Consider the following 20,157-nt stretch of genomic DNA (forward strand, 5'->3'; position numbering starts at 1 on the left):
CGTGGATGCCGCATCTCTGCATCTTGCACGTGTTTGAAGGAGTGTTGCTGCAACAGCTGTTGCGACAACTATGACAAGACGGCGAAAGGTTGAATCAGCGATTCAATATGATTTATCCGTCGTTTCAAAACTTCGCAAAGCCATAGGTTTTATAGATGAAGTGTAGGTTGGATTATTAGGTAATGTGAATTACATCACGTCGATACTGCGACTACGTTTGCTGCGGCCAAGTCGCCGACCGAGTACCCCGATTCGATGCGGTGCTGCGGTGACGGCTCTGGCTCCCCCAGCCCACCGAGTCGCCCCCCATGATTCCCCAACTCATTCACCTCACCGCACCCACCAAGCAACTGCTGTGGGAGGAGCGCCGGGTTTGCGATCGCTTGCAGCGTCTGTTGCCCGGATGGACCTGTCACGTCTGGGACGATGCCGACAACTCTGAACTGATGCGGCGTGCGTTTCCCCAGTTTGCCGAGCGCTACGAGCGCATCCGTTTTGGCGTGATGAAAGCGGACATCGCGCGCTGTGCGTACATGCACGCGCATGGCGGTTTCTACTTCGACACCGACTACAAGCTGCTGCGTCCGCTCGGTGCGGACGTGCTGTCGCAGCAATGCGTGCTGCCCATCGAGGAAGGCGCGCCCGGCAACGACGACTTCAAGATCGGCAATGCCGTCTTTGGCTCCGAAGCGGGGCATCCGTTCTGGGGCGCGTTCATCGCGCACATTTTCAACGTGCATGCACCGGAAACGCTGGAAGACCATCGCGAGATTCCGATGATCTCCGGCCCGCGCGGACTCACCCGCTTCTACAACGCACATGGGGCGCGGTTCGCCGGCATCGTGTTCCCGCCGCGCAACGCTTTCCATCCGGATCGCACCTGGTTCGGGCTTGGCCATCGTGGCGGCCAGATCGCCGTCGGCTCGCACTTGTGCTGGGCGTCGTGGCGCGGCAAATCGCCACACCGTGCGGTGACCAATTATCTGCGCCGCAAGTTGAGTGCGGTGCCGATCTGATCCGCGCTTGGATTGTGGTGACACGGCCATCGACACGGGCGAAGGCGGCGCAGGTCGAGGTTGTGCAGCCGGTCCGCACAGCACGTTGCTAGCGATTCATGCAAGCGAACGCTTGCACGCCAGATTGGCTTCGCATTGCGCCTTGCAGTTGTTGTGCGAGGGGCGATGGATGGCATGAGAGGCGGGCTTGGCCACCGCCTTGCATCTGCTTGAACGCGGTCGATGCCTTGCGCAACGACCGCCGGTGCCGACCAAGCTGCCAAACCGAACAGCCCGTCGCAGGCGGCAACTCCAATGATGCATCGGCTGCACTCGCGCAGCCGATGCATCGCCCGGCGCGGATCAGGCGGCCTCGGCCTGCACCTGGCGCGGGCCTTCCTTCAATGCGCGTGCGATCAGACCGACCAGCAGATCCAGTTCGTCTTCGTCCATCGCAAAGTGGGGTGTGAAGCGCAGCGAGTTCTCGCCGCCGTGGATCACATTGACGCCGCGATGGCGCAACCACTCTTCTGTGGAGCCAGCCCCGTAGCACTTGAACTGCGGCGCCAGTTCGCAGGAAAACAGCAGCCCGGTGCCTTGCACCTTGGTGATCAGACCGCCCAGTTCGGACTGCAGCGCCTGCAGCTTGGCAATCGCCTGTGCGCCGCGGGTGCGGATGTTGTCGCGCACTGCAGGCGTGAACAACGCCAGCGTGGCGCAGGCGACATCGAGCGCGCGCGGGTTGGTGGTCATGGTGTTGCCGTAGGTGCCCTTGCGGTAGACCTGCGCGGCGTGCTCGGTCACCGCCAGCACCGACAACGGGTACTGGGCGGCATTGAGTGCCTTGGAATAGGTTTCCAGATCCGGCGGGTCGAGCTGCTCGAAGCCGGGGTAGTCCACCACTGACAGCACGCCGTGCGCGCGCAGGCCGGCCTGGATGGAATCCACCAGCAGCAGGCTGCCGTGCGAACGGGTGAGCGCGCGTGCGGCGGCGTAGAACTCGGCCGGCAGCGCACGCCCCGGGTCGCCTTCGCCCATTACCGGTTCCAGGAATACCGCTTCGATAAACCAGTGGTTGCGCACGGCTTCTTCGAAGGCGCGCTCCAGGGCGGCCACGTCGTAGGGCGCGATCGCAATCACCGAATCTTCGTCGCGGTAGCTGGCCAGATACTTGTTGTAGGTCTTGCGGCTGGAATCCGAATACAGCCCCGGTCGGTCGGTGCGGCCATGGAAGCTGCCCTTGACCACCAGGCGCTTGATGGTGGCCCCGGCATGCCGCGCGCCCGGGTCGGTGTGCAGCTTGGCGTTGGTATCGACGATGCGCGCGGCCAGGCCCACCGCTTCGGAGCCGGAGTTGAGACACATGAAACGGGCGAACGAGCAGCCGCCGCGGGTGTGACCGATCTCGGCGCGCAGTGCGCGGTCCAACCGGCGCTGCGCCAGGCTGGGGGTCATCACATTGGCCATCACCTGCGGGCGCGCCATCGCCTCCAGCACCGGCGCGGGGGTGTGGCCGAAGCCCAGCATGCCGTAGCCGCCGGCGTCGTAGAGCACCGCGCCCTTGAGCGTGATCACCCACGGCCCACGCGCAGCCAGCGCCACGTAAGGCGTCACCGCATCGTCGGCGTAGAAGTTGATGAAGCCGTCCTGCACGGCGGCGATCTGGTCGCCTTCGTCCAGATCGAGCAGGTCGGCAGCGTCATCGCGCACCTGCGCGTATTCGGCGGCGGCGGCGTTGATGGCGTGGGCCAGATCCGGGTGGTTGGCGGCCAGACGCACGATGGCGGCATCGTCCAGGCCATCGGTCAGGCGGCGGCCGGCGTGGGCACGCAGCGGGGCGAGCGGGGCGAGGACGGACATGGCGCATCTCCTGCATTGACGTTGTCCTTCCTATTATCGGCAGACGATCGGCGTTTGGCAGCGTGAATTTAGGCGTGATGTACGGTATTTTCGTCGATTCGCCGAACCGGATGCGCATTGTGAAGATCACCCCGTCCGACGAACGCCTGTTGTCGCTGCTACGCGAGGACGCGCGCGCGTCCACTGCCCAGATCGCGCGCCGGCTCGGCTTGTCGCGCACCACGGTGCAAAGCCGCATCGAAAAGCTCGAACGCGATGGCGTGATCAGCGGCTACACCGTGCGCACCCACGACGACTACGAACAGGGCCGCATCCGCGCGCACATCCTGATCACCGTGCTGCCCAAGAAGATGCCGGCCGTGGTCAAGGCCTTGCGCGACATCGCCGAGGTGCGCCTGCTGCACTCGGTCAGCGGCGCCTACGACCTGATTGCGCTGGGCGTGGTCGGCGGCGTCAACGAGATGGACGTGCTCACCGATGCGATCGGCGCGATCGACGGGGTGGAGCGCACCACGACCTCGATCATCCTGTCGACCAAGTTCGAGCGGTGAATGGGGAATCGGGAATCGGGAATCGCAAAAGCGGGCTGGCTTGTGTCGTCCGCGTTCCGGCCTGCTGATCCTACTCTCCGGCCTGCTGATCCTACTCTTACGAACCCCCAATCCCGAATCTCCACTCCCGGCCGCCCAAGCCGAGTCTGTCGATGATGTTGGAGCGGTGAGGGGCGGGGAATCGGAATTGGGAATCGTGAGAGCTTGATCCGGTGACCGGAACTTATGTCGCGCAGACAAGCCCGCTTTTACGATTCCCCATTCCCGACTCTCCATTCCCGGCCGCAGTTACAATGTCTGACTACTCAGCCAACATATCCTGCGGCCTTGAAGAAGTCCGATTTCAACTATTCGCTCCCCGACGAGCTGATCGCCCAGGCCCCGCTGGCCGAGCGTGCGGCCAGCCGTCTGCTGGTGGTGCCCAAAGCGCCTGCAGACTTCAGCGACCGCCAGGTGCGCGATCTGCCCGAGCTGTTGCAGCCGGGCGATCTGCTGATCTTCAACGACACCCGTGTCATCCCGGCACGGCTGTTCGGGCAGAAGGCCAGCGGTGGGCGGGTGGAAATCCTGATCGAGCGCCTGCTGGGCGAACGCCAGGCGCGGGTGCAGATCGGCGCGAGCAAGTCGCCCAAGGCCGGTAGCCTGATCGCGCTCGATGCGGGTGGCCAGGCCGAAGTGTTGGGGCGCGACGGCGAGTTCTATCTGCTGCGCTTCGACATCCCGTTGCCGCTGGAGCAGTGGCTGCCCGAGGCCGGCCGCCTGCCGCTGCCGCCCTATATCCGCCGTGAGCCGGGGCTGGAAGACCGCGAGCGCTATCAGACCGTGTTCGCGCGCGAGGTCGGTGCGGTCGCCGCGCCCACCGCTGGCCTGCATTTCGACGAAGCGTTGCTGGCGCGCTTGCGCGAGCGCGGGGTCGAGTTCGGCCACGTCACGCTGCATGTCGGCGCCGGCACGTTTCAGCCGGTGCGGGTGGATGCGCTCGACCAGCACGTGATGCATAAAGAGTGGCTCAACGTCGGTGCCGCGCTGGTGGAGCAGGTGCGTCGCACGCGTGCCCGTGGCGGCCGCGTCATTGCCGTGGGCACCACGGTGGTGCGCTCGCTGGAAAGCGCCTGGCGCACCACCGATGCCGCACCCGATGGCGAACTGCTGCCGTTCGCCGGCGAAACCCAGATCTTCATCCTGCCCGGCTACCGCATTCGCAGCGTCGATGCGATGGTCACCAACTTCCATCTGCCCGAAAGCACGCTGCTGATGATGGTCTCCGCCTTCGCTGGCCGCGAGCGCATCTTCGCCGCCTACGCGCATGCCATCGCACAGCGCTATCGCTTTTTTTCGTACGGCGATGCGATGTTGTTGTGGGGCAGGGACTGGGGAATCGGGAATGGGGAATCGTAAGGCGCGTCCGCCGAACGATCAGCCACCTGCCAACCGCTCTTCCGATTCCCCAATCCCGATTTCCTATTCCCGGCCCCTCAATGTCCCGACTTCAGTTCCAGCTCCAGACCACCGACGGCCACGCGCGCCGTGGCCGCCTGACCTTTCCGCGCGGCACGGTGGAAACACCGGCGTTCATGCCGGTGGGCACCTATGGCTCGGTCAAGGGCATCCTGCCCGAGCAGATCCGTGCGCTGGGGGCGGAGATCATCCTGGGCAACACCTTCCACCTGTATCTGCGCCCGGGTCTGGATGTGATCGGCGATCACGGCGGGTTACACGGGTTTGCGCGCTGGGATGGGCCGATCCTCACCGATTCCGGCGGGTTTCAGGTGTTCTCGCTGGCGCATCGCCGCAAGATCACCGAGCAGGGCGTGACCTTTTCCTCGCCCACCGATGGCGCGCGGGTGTTCCTGGGTCCGGAAGAAAGCATGCAGATCCAGAAAGTGCTCGATTCGGACATCGTGATGATCTTCGACGAGTGCACGCCGTACCCGGCCACCGAAGAGGTCGCGCGGCGCTCGATGGAGCTGAGCCTGCGCTGGGCGCAGCGCTCGCGCGATGCGCATGACGGGTTGGGAAACGACGCGGCGCTGTTCGGCATCGTGCAGGGTGGGGTGCACCCGGACCTGCGCAGCCGCTCGCTGGAGGGCCTGCACGCCATCGGCTTCGATGGCTACGCCATCGGCGGTTTGGCGGTGGGCGAGCCCGAGCACGAGCGCAACGCCATGCTCGAACACCTGCATCCGCAGCTGCCGGCCGACCGCCCGCGTTACCTGATGGGCGTGGGCCGGCCAGAAGACCTGGTGGAAGGCGTGGCGCGCGGGGTGGACATGTTCGACTGCGTCATGCCCACCCGCAACGCGCGCAACGGCCACTATTTCACCTCGTTCGGCACGGTGCGCATCCGCAACGCCAAATACGAACGCGACCTGGACACCATCGAGCCGGGCTGCGGTTGCCATGCCTGCAGCAGCGGCTACACGCGCGCCTACCTGCGTCACCTGGACCGCTGCAACGAGATGCTGGCCCCGATGCTGGGCACCATGCACAACCTCTGGTACTACGAAAAACTGATGGCAGACATGCGTGCGGCGATCGCGGCGGGAACCTTTGTGCAGTTCCGGCGGTCCTTCTATGCGGCACGCGGCGCCACCACGCCGCCGTTGCCGGGGGAAACCAGCTGAGCCCTGCCGTCCGTGCCCTTGGCGCGGACGGGGTGGAACCCGCGTGGCATAATTCCCGGCTGTTCCGCTCTGGCGGTACCTGAATAGCGAGTGGGCCCGTCGGGCGCGCTGGCACCAAACTAGGATGCACTGAATGAATTTGCTCGATTTCCTGATCCCGGTCGCCCAGGCGCAAGCCACCGGTGGCGCGCCGGCCGCCGGCCCGATGGGGAGCCTGTCCACCTTCGCGCTGCCGATCATCCTGATCGCTGTCATGTACTTTTTGATGATCCGCCCGCAGATGAAGCGTCAGAAGGAGCACAAGTCGCTGCTGGACAAGCTGGCACGCGGCGATGAAGTCATCACCTCCGGCGGCGTCGCCGGCGTGATCACCGACATCGGCGACAACTTCATCACCGTGGAAGTGGCCGACAACGTCCGCATCCGTGTGCAGAAGAGCGCCGTGGGCCATGTACTGCCGAAGGGCACGCTCAAGTCCGCCAGCTGAGTCGCGCTCGGCATCGGGCACCGTCTGGCGCTGCCGGCCGCTGCTCGAAAACGCCAGGGGCCGCTCGTACACTGCGCTGTCGTCGCGCTGCCGCTGCCTGCGTTGGGCGGCTCAAGATGTCGCTGCAATTGAAGGCCTGCAATACCACCGCTGCGCGCACCGTCAGGCGGGCGCAGTCGGTGCACGGAGTCGGAATGCGCCCCTGGGCGCTTTCGCTCCGCGCACTGCCCGTATCCACCGGATGACCGCTCGCGACGCTGTATCGGCCGCTTGAAGTCGTTCTCACTGCTAGGCGCGGCGCCGGGATGGTGCTGTGCGGGACTGTCGCAATGCTCGAATTTCCTCGCTGGAAGTATTTCCTGATCCTGCTGGTGCTGGCGGTCAGCGCGTTGTATGCGCTGCCCAACATCTATCAGAAAGACCCGTCCGTGCAGATCACCGCCAGCCGCGGTGCGCAGCTCGACGACGCATTGCGCAGCCGCATCGACGGCGAGCTCAAGGGCGCGGGCATCACGCCCAAAGCCGTCACCAAGGAAGGCGACAGCCTGATGGTGCGCTTGTCCTCGTTGCAGGCGCAGACCCGCGCCAACGATGTGCTGCGTCAGCAGCTGGGCGAGAACTACACGGTGGCGCTGAATCTGGCCTCCACCGTGCCGGAGTGGCTGGCCAAGCTGGGCGGCAAGCCGATGGTGCTGGGCCTGGACCTGGTCGGCGGCGTGCACTTCGCCATGCAGGTCGATCAGAAGGCCGCAGTGGAAAAACGGATCGAAGGCTTTGCCGAAGACATCCGCACCACCTTGCGTGATGCCCGTATCGCCTATCGGGCAGTCGAGCGTCGCGGCGACAACAGCATCCAGATCAGCCTGGGCGATGGCGCCAGCGCCGATGCGGCGCGCACCGCGCTGGCCAAGGCGCAGCCGACGCTGACCTACGACGTCAGCGGCCAAAACATCGCAGTGAAGGTGCCGGAGGCCGAGCTCAAGCAGATCGCAAGCGGCGCGATCGAGCAGAACCTCACCACCTTGCGCAATCGTGTCAATGCGTTGGGCGTGTCCGAGCCGACCATCCAGCGTCAGGGCGAAGACCGTATCGTGGTCGAATTGCCCGGTTTGCAGGACACCGCCGAGGCCAAGCGCCTGATCGGCGCCACCGCCTCGCTGGAATTCCGTGCGGTGGTCGACGGCAATGCCGAAGACGCCGTACGCAGCGGCAGCATCCCGCCGGAGGCCAAGGTCTACCGCGTGCGCGACACCGGTGCGCCGGTGTTGCTTAACAAGCGCGCGCTGGTGACCGGCGACCAGATGGTCAGTGCCAGCGTCAGCAACGACCAGAACGGCATGCCCGCCGTGTCGGTGACGCTCAACAACGTCGCCGGCCAGCGCATGCTCGACTACACCAGCGCCAACGTCGGCAAGCTGATGTCGGTGGTGTACATCGAGCGCATCCCCACCGTGACCATGGTCGACGGCAAGGAAGTGCGCAGCGTTCGGGTCAAGGAAGAAGCCTTGTCGCCGACCCGCATTGCCGGCGTGTTCGGCAAGAATTTCCAGACCACCGGTCTGGAAAAGGTGGAAGCGGAGAACCTGGCCAAGCTGCTGAAGTCCGGCTCGCTGGCTGCGCCGATGGATTTTGTCGAGGAATACGTGATCGGCCCGAGTCTGGGTGCGGAAAACGTGGAGCGCGGCGTCACTGCGGTGGTGTACTCGTTCCTGTTCACGCTGGTGTTCTTCACCATCTACTACCGCGTGTTCGGCGCAATCACCTCGGTGGCGCTGCTGTTCAATCTGCTGATCGTGGTGGCAGTGATGTCGCTGTTCGGCGCCACCATGACGCTGCCGGGTTTTGCTGGCCTGGCCCTGTCGGTCGGTCTGTCGGTGGACGCCAACGTGCTGATCAACGAGCGTATCCGCGAAGAATTGCGGCTGGGCGTGCCGGCCAAGTCGGCGATCGCCGCGGGTTACGAAAAGGCCGGCGGCACCATCCTGGACGCCAACCTCACCGGTTTGATCGTGGCGGTGGCCTTGTATGCGTTCGGTACCGGCCCGTTGAAGGGCTTCGCGCTGACCATGATGATCGGTATTTTCGCCTCGATGTTCACCGCGATCACCGTGTCGCGTGCGCTGGCGGTGCTGATCTACGGCAGCCGCAAGAAGCTGAAGACCGTCGCTATTTGAGATGCGAGTCCGGCCTCGCCCCCTGCAGCCGAGCTGTAGCGGGCGAGGGATGAATCCCTTCGCAAGCGTTGCGCATCCCGAGGGTGCGCAACGTCTAAACGGAAGATCTTTTCCATGAAATTGTTCCCGCTCCATCTCATTCCCAACGACACCAAGATCGATTTCATGCGCCCGCGCAAGCCGGTGCTGATCCTGATGCTGATCCTGGCAGTCGCTTCGGTCGGCATCATCGTCGGCAAGGGCTTCAATTACGCGCTGGAATTCACCGGCGGCACGCTGGTGCAAACCAGCTTCCAGAAAACGGTGGATGTGGACCAGGTGCGCGAGCAGCTGTCCAAGGCCGGCTTCGAAAACGCACAGGTGCAAAACGCCCGCGGCGGCAACGAGGTGATGATCCGTCTGCAGGCGCGCGAGCAGCACAACAACCGGGACGATGCTGCGCGCACCGTTGCCGAAGAAGTGCGCAAGGCGGTCAGCACCGAGCAGAATCCGGCCACCGTGCAGCCCGGCGAGTTCGTCGGCCCGCAGGTCGGCAAGGACCTGGCCTTGAACGGCGTGTACGCCACGGTGTTCATGCTGGTGGGCTTTTTGATCTACATCGCCTTCCGCTTCGAGTGGAAGTTTGCGGTGGTGGCTAGCGTGACGGCATTGTTCGACTTGCTGGTGACGGTGGCCTTCGTGTCGCTGACCGGTCGCGAGTTCGATCTGACCGTGCTGGCCGGTCTGTTGTCGGTGATGGGCTTTGCGATCAACGACATCATCGTGGTGTTCGACCGTGTGCGCGAAAACTTCCGCGGGTTGCGTGTGGAACCGCTGGAAGTGTTGAACCGGTCGATCAACCAGACGCTGTCGCGCACGATCATCACCGCGGTGATGTTCTTCCTGTCGGCCTTGGCGCTGTACATCTACGGCGGCGAATCGATGGAAGGTCTGGCCGAGACGCACATGATCGGTGCGGTGATCGTGGTGATCTCGTCGGTGATCGTGGCGGTGCCGATGCTGAGCATCGGGCCGTTTGCGGTGACCAAGCAGGATCTGCTGCCCAAGGCCAAGGATGTGGAGGCGCTGGCGCGTCGCCCCTGATCGGTTGGCAAAAGGTGTGACGAAAAAACCGCGCATTGCGCGGTTTTTTCGTTTCTGGCGGTGGGCGTCGTGAGTGCATGGTGTGCACCGTGACGCCACTACTCAAGATATTGAACACCAGGGCTTTCGTCGGACACGTGATGCCGATCGATACGCAATACGTCGCGGGAGAGAAACAACAGCGCCGCCAACGCCTTGTTCTGTGTGCCCGCAGACACCTGTGCTGGATCGCCAAGCGGGTGAGGAACGCCTCGCCCTCAACTTTACCTATTTGCACCAAATAACGCTTGCCGCTGGCCAGGATGAAGCGCCGTATCCAGCTCAGATAGGCCTGCTCGGTGCGCAGGCTGTAGTGCCGTCCCCGCAGGCGGTCGCGCACCTGATCCAACAGCTTCTGGCCCCACCACGCCGTGACGCCTCCATCTCCCGGGGGGTAATTCATACGCCTGCTCAACAGTTGGGTAACACCACCAGCATCGACGTCGGGCCTAGCCCCAGCTATCAGGTAAGCGATTGATATTCATTGGGAAGAGCCTATTCCCTCGCGTCAGCGGATTACGGATACTTGGGTGGAACACCGCGTTTAGGCGGTCCAATAGAAGTTAGGCAGCAAGGAGCGATCATCGTGACTCAGACAGTGACCCCCGTCCTTCGGGTAACCAGTGCTTCAGCTAGTTTCCCGTTCTACGTTCAGGGGCTTGGATTCACCGTCGATTGGGAGTACCGGCACGAGCCAGATCTTCCGGTTTTTGCGCAGCTCAGTCGCGGGGACCAATCGATTTTCCTAACAGAGCACGCAGACGACTGTCAGGTCGGTGGCGCCATCTACTTTGCTGTTCCAGATGTAGACGAATGCCATCGGGCGTTCCAAGCAGCAGGACTTGTTCAATCTGGCTCGCCGCACAACACCGCATGGAAAACTCGCGAAATCTTAGTAGCTGATCCAGACGGCAACAGGCTCACCTTCTTCACTGAGCTCGCTGCCTAACAATTCATTCAAGCCGAACCCGCTTCGCGGGTCGGCTTAATTCAGGCGTTAGGCCGACATGAAAGATCACGACCCGGCTGCAGATTCTCTGCCCCCTGACTCATCTCTATCCAGCAAAGATGCCATGTCTTCTGATCGTTTCGACCCAAGCCGCACCCTTCCTGCAGAATCGGAAGGCATCGCGCGCCAGCGCATACGCGTCACCTTCCGGATGCTTTGCTCGCTCCTGCTGGGCGGAGTGGCGAGCATGGGTTCGGTATTGGTCTTTCGGCAAGGCCTGTTACCACTGATCGATACGATGTTCCAGCCTGGACCCGCATGGCTCAGCGTGTTCAGACGTGCCGGCATCATCCTTGTGGCCATCGTGGGCTACTGGGCCTATGTGCACTGGCATGAAAGGCGTAAAGCGACCGAGCTGCAGCTGCGGCCGGTTCCCCTGATACTTGGCGGTGTAGGCGGCGCCGCTCTGGTAGCGTTGCCGATCGCCATGCTGTTCGCGTTCGGCGCATACGAACTGGTGCTATTTCGCGGCGCCTCGCCGGCTCTGCTGGGCGTGGCGGCCTTCATTGGAATTGCGGCCACCCTAGAAGAGCTGGTCCACCGGTGCCTGCTGTTTCGTCTGCTGGAGCGGGCTTGGGGAACAGTGGTGGCATTGGTGGTGCAAGCGGTGCTCTTCGCCCTGCCGCACTTGGAGAACGTGGCGCACGGTGGACCCGGCGATATCGTAGCCATGCTGATTTCCGTGACTGTGCTGGGCCTGCTATGGGGCGGGCTGTTCGTCCTGACGCGCAACCTGTGGGTGGTGGCCGCCAATCACGCAGCGTGGAACTTCACCATCTTTCTCAGTGGCGTGCCGCTTTCCGGCATCGAGGACTGGCGCGCCGTAGCGCCGCTCGAAAGCCGCTATGCCGGGCCCGACTGGCTGACCGGCGGAATGTTCGGTCCGGAAAGTTCGCTGCTGGTGATCGTGTCAGCCACAGTCGTGGTTGTGCTGTTGCTGCGCGCGGCACGACGGCGTGGCGCCTTCCTCAAGCCGGCGGCCTAACAATTCGTTCAAGGCGACGTGCGTACCGCACGCGCCTTAACTCCGGCGTTAGGCAGTGGTGGGTCACTACAGCTTCGGCATCCGCTATCGCGTGCGCTTACGTGTCCAGCGACGGGCTTGCGCGTGACCAAGTGGCCCGATAAAGCGTCATTACGTGCGATTGCGCAGCGACCCGGCTCATCAAACTCGTCGGCCATATCCGGCAACTGCCCAGGCCAACCGAGTCGACGCAATGCGTTGCACTGCAATCAGATGCAACGCACCCGCCACTCACTTCAGGCAGTGGTGCCCGCCAAGCATGCGCGCAACACGCGCAGCTTCTCTCCCGGTCACAAATTCCAGTCGATCCGCATGCCCGCGATCAGCGCGTTCTTCAGATCGTTGGTGCGTGTCGGTTCGTTGAACTGGTCCGGGTTGATCACGTAATGCAGGTTCGGCGCGACGCGCAGGCGCTTGGTGACCTGGATGCCGTAGCTGAGCTCCATCATGATCTGGTTGTCGGCGGGGGTACCGGTGCCGCCGGCCGAGGCGCGGGCCAAACGCAGGTTTTCCAGCGCTTCGTCGCTGTATTTCTGTTGGGTGATCACGAAGGCGATGTTGTCCTGCGGGCGGCTGGCGAAGGTGCCTTTCTGCACCAGGCCCAGTTGCACGAAGTGATCTTCGATGGCCTGGCCGCCGGTGCTTTGCAGGATCGCGCCGAAGACGGTGAGGCCGCGGGTGCCGGAGGGGTCGGGGTTGGTAACCTGCTGCTCGAAGCGGCCGAACAGGCCCGAGCGGCCCTGCTTGTTTTCATAGCCCAGCCCACTGAGCACGGCCGGGTTGCCGTTGCGGTCGCGCAGCGGGTCGGTGTAGTCGGAGTTGTCCTGCCAGCCGCCGAGTTCGTACATCGCGGCCATGCTGCCGTCGCCGCCCTTGTTCTTGTAGCCCACCGCATAGGGCACCACCACGCCGGTGGTGTCGTCGGTGCTCCACTTCAGGCCGTGCTGGCCGTCCTGGGCCTGTACCGGGTTCACTTCATACGCGCCGACATGCACGTAGACCTTGGGCGTGACCCAGGCGGTGGCGTGCGCGGCCCAGCTGGAAACCGGCCAGTAGGTGAAGTTGCTGGTGCGGAATACGAAGGTGGGATTGCCGCAGGCCGAGTTGCCCTGGAAGTACTGGCACAGGTCCGAGCCGAGGAAATGGCTGTTGGCCACGCTGCGGCCTGCTTCCAGTTCCAGGCGGTCGTCGAAGAGTTTTTGCAGCAGGGTGAAGTTGGCCAGACGCGTGCCCTGGCCGCCGTAGATTTCCTGCACCGAGGTGCTGTTGCCGATGCTGCTGTTGGACAGGTTGGTGCCGTGGCGATTGGTGACAGAGAGCTTGACGGTGGCGCCGTTCCAGCCGAACAGGCGGTCCATGTCGACATCGGTGCCGACCATCAGCTGGCCGGCGTAAGCGTCGCCGCTCTTGCGGCCGCCGTCGATCATCGAGGCGGCTTCGCCGGTGTAGCCGAGCTTGAGCTTGAAGGCGTCGGCGGCGTCCTGCGCTTGGGCGAGTGGGGCGATCGCCAGCGCGAGCGACAGGCACAGCAGGCGGGGATGGGCGCGACGGGAGGGCAGGGCGGTCATGGCAGGACTCCGAACAAAGAGGGTGTTGCCGAGATGGCGGACGCGACAGCACGTGGGTGGGCAAGCCGCTGGCGGCGCACATCGGTGCGCGGCGCAGCGGTGATCGATCAGGGGCGACGCGCATCCTGCGCGTCGGGTGCGGCGGCCATCGGCCGCCGCAGGTGCTGACGTCAGGCGACGACGTCGGCGACCGGCTTCTTGAGCACGCGCAGGGCAATTGCGGTGACTGCCACGCCGGCCAGCAGTGCCAGCACATACATCGCCAGGTGGGTGACGGCATTGGGAATCAGCAGCACGAAGATGCCGCCGTGCGGGGCCTTTAGTTCGGCGCCGACCGACATCGAGATGGCGCCGGCCACGGCCGAGCCGATCATCAGCGCCGGGATGGTGCGCAACGGGTCGCGCGCGGCATACGGGATGGCGCCTTCGGTGACGAAGGCCAGCCCAAGCACGCCGGCGGCGGTGGCCGAGCCGCGTTCTTCGACTGTGAAGCGGTTGCGGAACAGCCAGGTGGCCAGCGCGATGCCCAGCGGCGGGGTCATGCCGGCCACCATGGCCGCGGCCATCGGGGTGTAGACCTGGCTGGCGATCAGACCGGTGGAAAACGCGTAGGCGGCCTTGTTGACCGGCCCGCCCATGTCGAAGGCCATCATGCCGCCCAGCAACAGGCCCAGCAGCAGCGCGCTGCTGCCCTGCATGCCGCGCAACCAGGCGGTGAGCCAGGCCAGCAGGTCGGCGACGGGCTGGCCGAATACGTACATCATCGCCAGACCGACCAACAGGGTGCCCAGCACCGGCAGGATCAATACCGGCTTGAGTCCTTCCAGGTTGCGCGGCAGCTTGATGTAGCGGTTGAGCGCGGCCACGCCGTAGCCGGCGATGAAGCCGGCGATGATGCCGCCGAGGAAACCGGCATTGAGATTGGCCGCGACCAGCCCGCCGATCATGCCGGGCGCGATGCCGGGGCGGTCGGCGATGGAGTAGGCGATGTAACCGGCCAGCGCGGGCACCATCAAGGTGAAGCCGGCTTTGGCGCCGATCTGGAACAGCGACCAGGCCAGCGTGCCCTGATGCGCGTCGTCGCCGGCATAGATGCCGCCCAGCGCGAAGGCCAGCGCGATCAACAGGCCGCCGGCAGTGACGAACGGCAGCATGAACGACACACCGGTCATCAGGTGTTTGTAGGCGCCGGTGCGACCGTTGCCTTTGCTGTCCGATGTGGCGCTGGCGCCTGCGACCGGGGCTGCGCCGCCCTGCACGCCGGCCTGGGCCAGGGCTTTCTGGATGAGTGCCGGGCCATCGTTGATCGCCGGCTTGGTGCCGCTCTTGAACAGCCGCTTGCCAGCGAAACGGGCCAGGTCCACTTCGCGGTCGGCGGCGATGATGACAACGTCGGCCGCGCGGATTTCCTCGTCGGTCAACGCGTCCTGCGCGCCGACCGAGCCCTGCGTTTCCACGCGCATCTGGTAGCCGAGCTTCTTTGCGGCCTGCTGCAGGCCTTCGGCGGCCATGAAGGTGTGCGCGATGCCGGTGGGGCAGGAGGTGATTGCAACGATGCGCTTGCCGCCTGCGCCGGATGCGTCGGTCGCTGCCGAGGTGCTGGTCGTTGCGGTGGGCACGGCGAGCTGGCTGATGGCGGCGGCCGGGTCGTCCAGTACGGCGCCCAGGCTCAGATGCAGCAGCTGCGCATCGCCGAAGCGGGCGCTGTCGGCATCGGTATCGCCGACGATCAGGACCTGCGCGGCGCCGCTGGCCAGTTCGGTCGGTAGCGCGCCGAGCACGCCCTGGTCGCTGCGGATTTCGATCGTCACGCTGCGCCCGGCGGCGGTGGCCGCGCGGCGCAGCGCCTCGGCCGCCAGAACGGCTTCGGTACTGCGCTCGCCGGCGGCGATGACCACGATGGAAGAGGACATGGCAAAACTCCTGCTGTATTGCGGTCGCCGGTGTGGCCGGCGGGGGGAATTGGGGGCGTTACGCGTGCGGAGGGCGCGTGCCGGAACGACGGCGGTCGAAGTAAGCCGCGGACACCTGCGTGCCGGTCGCCGTCTTGTGAAAGGCAGCGTTCACGACAGCGTCTCGATCACGACGTCGGCCGCAGCACGGCGCACGCCATCGGCGCTGAGCCTGCGCGCGTCGCCGCTTTCCAGCCGACACATCGAAAACGCCGTGGCCAGCCGTGCGCACTGCTCCAGATCGGTGGCGGCATCCAGCAGCGCAGCGGCCAGGCCGGCCACCATCGCATCGCCTGCGCCAACGCTGCTGCCGAGCGCCAGGCGTGGCGGACGCGCGATCAGTCGCTGCTCGCGCTGCACGAACAACGCACCGTCGGTGCCCATCGAAATCACCACCAGCTGGATGCCGCGTGCCAGTAGTTCGTGCGCAGCGGCGCTGAGTGCGGCGCGATCGGTGAGCGGGTGGCCGGTCCAGGCTTCCAGTTCGTGGCGATTCGGCTTGACCGCATAGGGCAGCGCATCGCGTGCTGCGCTCAGTGCGGCCACCAGCGGCGCGCCGCTGGTATCGAGCAGGACGTGTGCACCGGCGGCGCCGGCCTGTGCCTGCAGCTGCGCCCAGCTGTCGTTGGGCAGGCCGGACGGCAGGCTGCCGGACAACACCACCGGCAGACCCGGGCGCAGCAGCGGCGCGAGTTGATCGGCCACGCTTTGCAGATGCGCGCCGGTCAGTTGCAGGCCTGGCAGGTTGATGTCGGTGGTGTCGTTGCTGCGCGCTTCCACCAGTTTGAGATTGGTGCGGGTTTCGCCGACCACGCGCTGGCAGTGGTCGACGATGCCGCGCTCGCGGAACAGCGCTTCGAACACGCCGGCATTGCCGCCGCCGAGCACGCCAAGTGCGGCCACATCGGTGCCCCAATCGGCCAGGCACGCAGCGACGTTGATGCCCTTGCCGCCGGCATCGTTACGCACGCTGCTGGCGCGATGCACTGCGCCGGGCTGCAGGCTGTCGAGCCGGATGGTCTGGTCGATCGCCGGGTTCAGCGTGACGGTGAGTGCCTGCAAGCTCATGCCGTGCCCTCGCGCTTGGCTTCCAACGCGCGCACTTGCTCGGCGGTTTCGCAATGGAGCGCCTGCTCGGCCAGCTGCTGCAATTGGCCGAGCGAAGATGCCCGCAGGCGCGCCTTCACTGCGGGGATGTCGTTAGGCGTCATCGACAGTTCCTGCACGCCCAGGCCGGCCAGCAGGCTGGCGCCGAACGCATCGCCGGCCAGGCCGCCGCACACGCCAACCCAGCGCTCGTGCTTGCGCGCGCCTTCGATGGTGCTGCGGATCATGCGCAGCACCGCCGGATGCAGGCTGTCTGCTTCGGCGGCCAGTTCCGGGTTCTGGCGGTCGATCGCCAGCACGTACTGGGTGAGGTCGTTGGTGCCGATCGAGAAGAAATCCGCATGCCGCGCCAGCACGTCGGCCTGCGCGGCGGCGGCGGGCACTTCGATCATGATGCCGATCGGAACCTCTGGCGCATCCAGCTCGGCGCGGATGCGTGCGCAGATTTCGCGCAAGGCGATCAGCTCCGGCACCGAGGTGATCATCGGGAACATGATCGACAGCCGCGCCCCGTCCTTGGCCGCGCGGTATAGCGCCCGCAGCTGCGGCTCCAGCAGGTCGGGGCGACGCAGCAGCAGGCGCGCGCCACGCACGCCCAGGAACGGGTTTTCTTCGTGCGGCAATTCCAGATGCGCCACTTGCTTGTCGCCGCCGATGTCCAGCGCACGCACGATCAGCGGGCGGCCGTCCAGGGCCTGCGCCATGGCGCGATAAGTCGCGTACTGCTCGTCTTCGGTGGGCGTGCTGCCGCTTTCCAGGAACAGGAACTCGGTGCGCATCAGGCCGACGCCTTCGGCACCTTGGGTGAGCGCCATCGCCACCTGGTCGGGCAGGTTGACGTTGGCGCCGATGTCGATGCGGTGGCCGTCGGTGGTGTCGGCCGGCAAGGCGCGCTGTGCGGCTTCGCGCTCGCGGATGGCCTGTTGTTCGGCGATGTGCGCACGTGCCGCGTCCAGATCCTGCGCGGACGGGTTGATGTACAGACGCCCGCTGCTGCCGTCGATGATGGCGGTGGCGCCGTCTTCGATCTCCAGCAACTGGCCGCCGGCCGCGACCAGCGCCGGCAGGCCCAGGGTGCGCGACAGGATCGCGGTGTGCGAGGTCGGTCCGCCCTGCGCGGTGGCCAGGCCGAACACGCGTGCGGTGTCCAGGTTGGCGGTGTCCGACGGCGACAGGTCGCTGGCCAGCAGGATGCAGGGCTGGTCGGGCAGGTCGGTGAGGCCGGCGCCCGCTGCAGACGGGTCGAGCTGGGCCAGCACGCGGCGGCCGACATCGCGCAGATCGGCCGCGCGGCCGGCCAGCACCGGGTTGCCCAGCGCGGCCAGGCCGGAGGCGATCTGTTCTACCGCCTGGTGCCAGGACCACGCCACACCATGGCCTTCGACCATCAGCTGGCAGGTGCGGGTGATCAGGTCGGTGTCGTTGAGCAACTCGGCCTGGGCCTTGAAGATGGCCGCGTCCGAGGCGCCAAGACGGCGCTGGGTGTCGTCCTGGATCGCCGCCAGCTGCTGGCGGGTGCGGGTCAGCGCATCGTGCAGCTGCGCGCCGCCATCGCCCAGGCCGACCGGCTGATCGGCCACCTCGGTCTGCGCCGCACGCAGGCGGTGCACGATGCCGATCGCCACGCCCGGGCTGGCGCCGATACCGACGATGGCCGGCTGCGCCTGCGGCGGGGTCCAGCCGACCACCGGTGCGGCGCGGCGTTGCGCGGCACGTTCGGCGTCGGCCTTCTCTTGTGCGGTCAGGCTGTCCATCACCACGCGCAGGCGCTTGAGCAGCGCCGCCGCATCGTTGCCCTCGGCCGAAACGGTGATGCTGTTGCCGGCACGCAGGCCCAGTTGCAGCAGGCCGACCAGGCTCTTGGCATCGGCGGCCTGGTCGCCGGCACGCACCTGCGCACGCGCAGAGAAGCCGCGCACGGTTTCGGCCCAGCGCGTGGCCGGGCGCGCGTGCAGGCCGCTGGGGTAGGCGATGGTCCACTCGAAGCGTTCGGCCAGATCGGTGGCCGGTGCGGCGCTGGTGGCGGGGGCGCGGTCGCCGGTGAGCGCGGTCACGATCACGCCGGGGTCGTCGGTGGTGAACAGCGCTTCCAGCTGCGCCGGGTCCTGGATCAACCGGGTCAGCCGCCGCAGCAGGGTGATATGGGTGTCGGACTGGGCGGCGATGCCTACCACCAGCCGGGTGATCTGGCCCGGGTTCCATTCCACGCCCTCGGGCAGCTGCAGCACCGCGATTCCGTCGCGGCGCACCAGGTGACGGTCTTCGCCCACCCCGTGCGGGATCGCCAGGCCATGGCCCAGGAAGGTGTTCGCCAGGCCTTCGCGGCGCCGCATGCTGGCGTCGTAACCGGGCGCCACGCAGCCGGCGGCGACCAGCAGTTGCGCAGCCTGGGCGATGGCATCGTCCTTGTCGCGGGCGTGCGCATGCAGGCGGATGAGCTCGGGAGTGACGGGGGCGGGCGACGGAGAAGACAAGGCGGGCTCCGATGGGGGATCAGGCTGGGAAGTATAGTGGGAACGTTCCCACGATCCAGGTCAATGTGCAGTGCACAAAATCCCTGTAGTGCTTTCGGGTTAGCATCGGAACTGACACCGCGCCTAGGTCAGGTGCGCAAATGGAGCGGGAACGGTCCCAGTGAGTATCAGCATCAATGACGTGGCCCGGGTGGCCGGTGTGTCCAAGTCCACGGTCTCGCGCGCGCTGGGCACCGGCCCGGTGAGCGAGGAGGTGCGTGCCAAGGTCGAGGCGGCCGTCCGTGAGACCGGTTACCGCCCCAATCTGATGGCGCGGCGATTGCGATCCCAGCAGTCCGGCATCCTGGGCGTGATCGTGGCCGATATCCGCAACCCGTACTTCACGTCCCTGATCCGTGCGGTGGAAGAGGTCGCTTACCGTGCCGGTATGCGCGTCACCCTGTGCAATACCGATGAAGATCCCGAGCGCGAGGCGCTGTATCTGGAGCTGATGCAGGAAGAGCGCATCACCGGGCTGATCTTCGCCCCGACCCGGGTGACGGTGGGGCGCATGCACGAACTGGCCCTGGATTACCCCACGGTGCTGGTGGACCGAGCTGGCCCCGGCAGCCGCTACGACAGCGTGGTACTGGATAACGCCGCGGCGATGGGCGAGCTGGTCACGCACCTGCAGGCGCAGGGGTACCGACGCATCGGCGGGTTGTTCGGCAGCACCAGCACCACCGCGGCCGAGCGTCGCGACGGCTACCTGGCGGCGATGCGGACGCAGGGGCTGACCCCGGACTACCGCGAAGTGGCGCCGACCGCCGAAGCGGCGATTGTCGAACTGGAACAGTGGCTGGCGAGCGACAGCCGGCCCGAAGCCATCGTCACCAGTAACAGCCTGCTGCTGATGGGCGCATTGAAAGCCGCGCGCACCGCCGGCCTGCGGCTGCCGCAGGATCTGGCCCTGGCCGGCTTCGACAACGAGCGCTGGACCGACCTGGTCGAACCGGGCATCACCGTGGTCGAACAGCCGGTCGAAGACATGGGCCGTGCCGCGATGTCATTGCTGCTGGAACGCCTGAGCAACCCGCAGCTGCCGATCCGCCGCATGGTCATGACCGGGCGTTGTGTGGTGCGCGGTTCGACCGCTGCCCGTGCACCCGATCAGACGTAGCGAGCGATACACCACCGAGCGATACACCACCGTAGGAGCGCACCCGGGCGC

At 65.8% G+C, this 20,157-nt stretch carries 15 protein-coding genes and 1 pseudogene; 10 read left to right on the forward strand and 6 right to left on the reverse strand.

What is annotated here, in order from left to right:
• Positions 1–308 precede the first annotated feature (308 nt).
• The gene (locus XdyCFBP7245_RS16270; protein ID WP_104616586.1) at positions 309–1,016 is read left to right on the forward strand and encodes a glycosyltransferase family 32 protein; all 708 of its coding nucleotides are present in this window, start codon (positions 309–311) and stop codon (positions 1,014–1,016) included.
• A gap of 342 nt (positions 1,017–1,358) precedes the next feature.
• Here the strand turns inward: XdyCFBP7245_RS16270 and XdyCFBP7245_RS16275 are convergent, their stop codons facing one another.
• Complete coding sequence (locus XdyCFBP7245_RS16275) at positions 1,359–2,855, reverse strand: aminotransferase class III-fold pyridoxal phosphate-dependent enzyme (RefSeq protein WP_104616587.1); 1,497 nt, start codon at positions 2,853–2,855, stop codon at positions 1,359–1,361.
• 77 nt (positions 2,856–2,932) lie between these two features.
• Here XdyCFBP7245_RS16275 and XdyCFBP7245_RS16280 point away from each other — a divergent pair, with 77 nt between their 5' ends.
• The 6 genes from XdyCFBP7245_RS16280 (at position 2,933) to secF (ending at position 9,774) form a co-directional block, all read left to right on the forward strand.
• On the forward strand, positions 2,933–3,406 hold the full coding sequence (locus XdyCFBP7245_RS16280) for an Lrp/AsnC family transcriptional regulator (RefSeq protein ID WP_386261615.1): 474 nt from the start codon (positions 2,933–2,935) through the stop codon (positions 3,404–3,406).
• Positions 3,407–3,733: 327 nt separating this feature from the next.
• Positions 3,734–4,804 carry a tRNA preQ1(34) S-adenosylmethionine ribosyltransferase-isomerase QueA gene (gene queA, locus XdyCFBP7245_RS16285; RefSeq protein WP_104616588.1) on the forward strand — a complete coding sequence of 357 codons (1,071 nt, stop codon included), beginning with the start codon at positions 3,734–3,736 and terminating at the stop codon, positions 4,802–4,804.
• An 80-nt stretch (positions 4,805–4,884) separates the two neighbouring features.
• A complete protein-coding gene (gene tgt, locus XdyCFBP7245_RS16290) occupies positions 4,885–6,030 on the forward strand; it encodes a tRNA guanosine(34) transglycosylase Tgt (protein WP_104616589.1) in 1,146 nt (381 codons plus the stop codon).
• Between the two features lie 133 nt (positions 6,031–6,163).
• Positions 6,164–6,517, forward strand: coding sequence for a preprotein translocase subunit YajC (gene yajC / locus XdyCFBP7245_RS16295; RefSeq protein WP_104612453.1), 354 nt, complete (start codon positions 6,164–6,166; stop codon positions 6,515–6,517).
• A gap of 329 nt (positions 6,518–6,846) precedes the next feature.
• Complete coding sequence (secD, locus tag XdyCFBP7245_RS16300) at positions 6,847–8,691, forward strand: protein translocase subunit SecD (protein WP_170068681.1); 1,845 nt, start codon at positions 6,847–6,849, stop codon at positions 8,689–8,691.
• 114 nt (positions 8,692–8,805) lie between these two features.
• The gene (gene secF / locus XdyCFBP7245_RS16305; protein WP_055851716.1) at positions 8,806–9,774 is read left to right on the forward strand and encodes a protein translocase subunit SecF; all 969 of its coding nucleotides are present in this window, start codon (positions 8,806–8,808) and stop codon (positions 9,772–9,774) included.
• Between the two features lie 146 nt (positions 9,775–9,920).
• Here secF and XdyCFBP7245_RS24805 read toward each other — a convergent pair.
• Positions 9,921–10,216: pseudogene (locus XdyCFBP7245_RS24805) on the reverse strand (phage integrase N-terminal SAM-like domain-containing protein); the annotation flags it as partial.
• A gap of 183 nt (positions 10,217–10,399) precedes the next feature.
• Between XdyCFBP7245_RS24805 and XdyCFBP7245_RS16315 the strand changes: the two are divergent.
• On the forward strand, positions 10,400–10,762 hold the full coding sequence (locus tag XdyCFBP7245_RS16315; protein ID WP_104616591.1) for a bleomycin resistance protein: 363 nt from the start codon (positions 10,400–10,402) through the stop codon (positions 10,760–10,762).
• A gap of 124 nt (positions 10,763–10,886) precedes the next feature.
• Entirely contained in the window at positions 10,887–11,807 is a 921-nt protein-coding gene (locus tag XdyCFBP7245_RS16320; protein ID WP_158255518.1) for a CPBP family intramembrane glutamic endopeptidase, read from the forward strand.
• 329 nt (positions 11,808–12,136) lie between these two features.
• On the opposite strand, the gene XdyCFBP7245_RS16325 is transcribed toward XdyCFBP7245_RS16320, so the two are convergent.
• The 4 genes from XdyCFBP7245_RS16325 to ptsP all read right to left on the reverse strand — a co-directional run bounded on the left by XdyCFBP7245_RS16325 (position 12,137) and on the right by ptsP (position 18,947).
• Positions 12,137–13,414 (reverse strand): carbohydrate porin, encoded by a 1,278-nt coding sequence (locus XdyCFBP7245_RS16325; RefSeq protein ID WP_170068682.1) that lies wholly within the window; start codon positions 13,412–13,414, stop codon positions 12,137–12,139.
• Positions 13,415–13,584: 170 nt separating this feature from the next.
• On the reverse strand, positions 13,585–15,327 hold the full coding sequence (locus tag XdyCFBP7245_RS16330) for a PTS fructose transporter subunit IIC (protein WP_104616593.1): 1,743 nt from the start codon (positions 15,325–15,327) through the stop codon (positions 13,585–13,587).
• Between the two features lie 150 nt (positions 15,328–15,477).
• Positions 15,478–16,434, reverse strand: a complete 957-nt coding sequence (gene pfkB / locus XdyCFBP7245_RS16335; RefSeq protein ID WP_104616594.1) for a 1-phosphofructokinase — start codon at positions 16,432–16,434, stop codon at positions 15,478–15,480.
• Complete coding sequence (ptsP, locus tag XdyCFBP7245_RS16340) at positions 16,431–18,947, reverse strand: phosphoenolpyruvate--protein phosphotransferase (RefSeq protein ID WP_104616595.1); 2,517 nt, start codon at positions 18,945–18,947, stop codon at positions 16,431–16,433. The genes pfkB and ptsP overlap by 4 nt, the downstream gene beginning before the upstream one ends.
• 160 nt (positions 18,948–19,107) lie before the next feature.
• On the opposite strand from ptsP, the gene XdyCFBP7245_RS16345 reads away from it, so the two are divergent.
• Complete coding sequence (locus tag XdyCFBP7245_RS16345) at positions 19,108–20,106, forward strand: LacI family DNA-binding transcriptional regulator (protein ID WP_104616596.1); 999 nt, start codon at positions 19,108–19,110, stop codon at positions 20,104–20,106.
• Positions 20,107–20,157: the final 51 nt, after the last annotated feature.

The sequence above is a fragment of the Xanthomonas dyei genome, assembly GCF_002939865.1.
GTDB classification, from domain to species: Bacteria; Pseudomonadota; Gammaproteobacteria; order Xanthomonadales; family Xanthomonadaceae; genus Xanthomonas; species Xanthomonas dyei.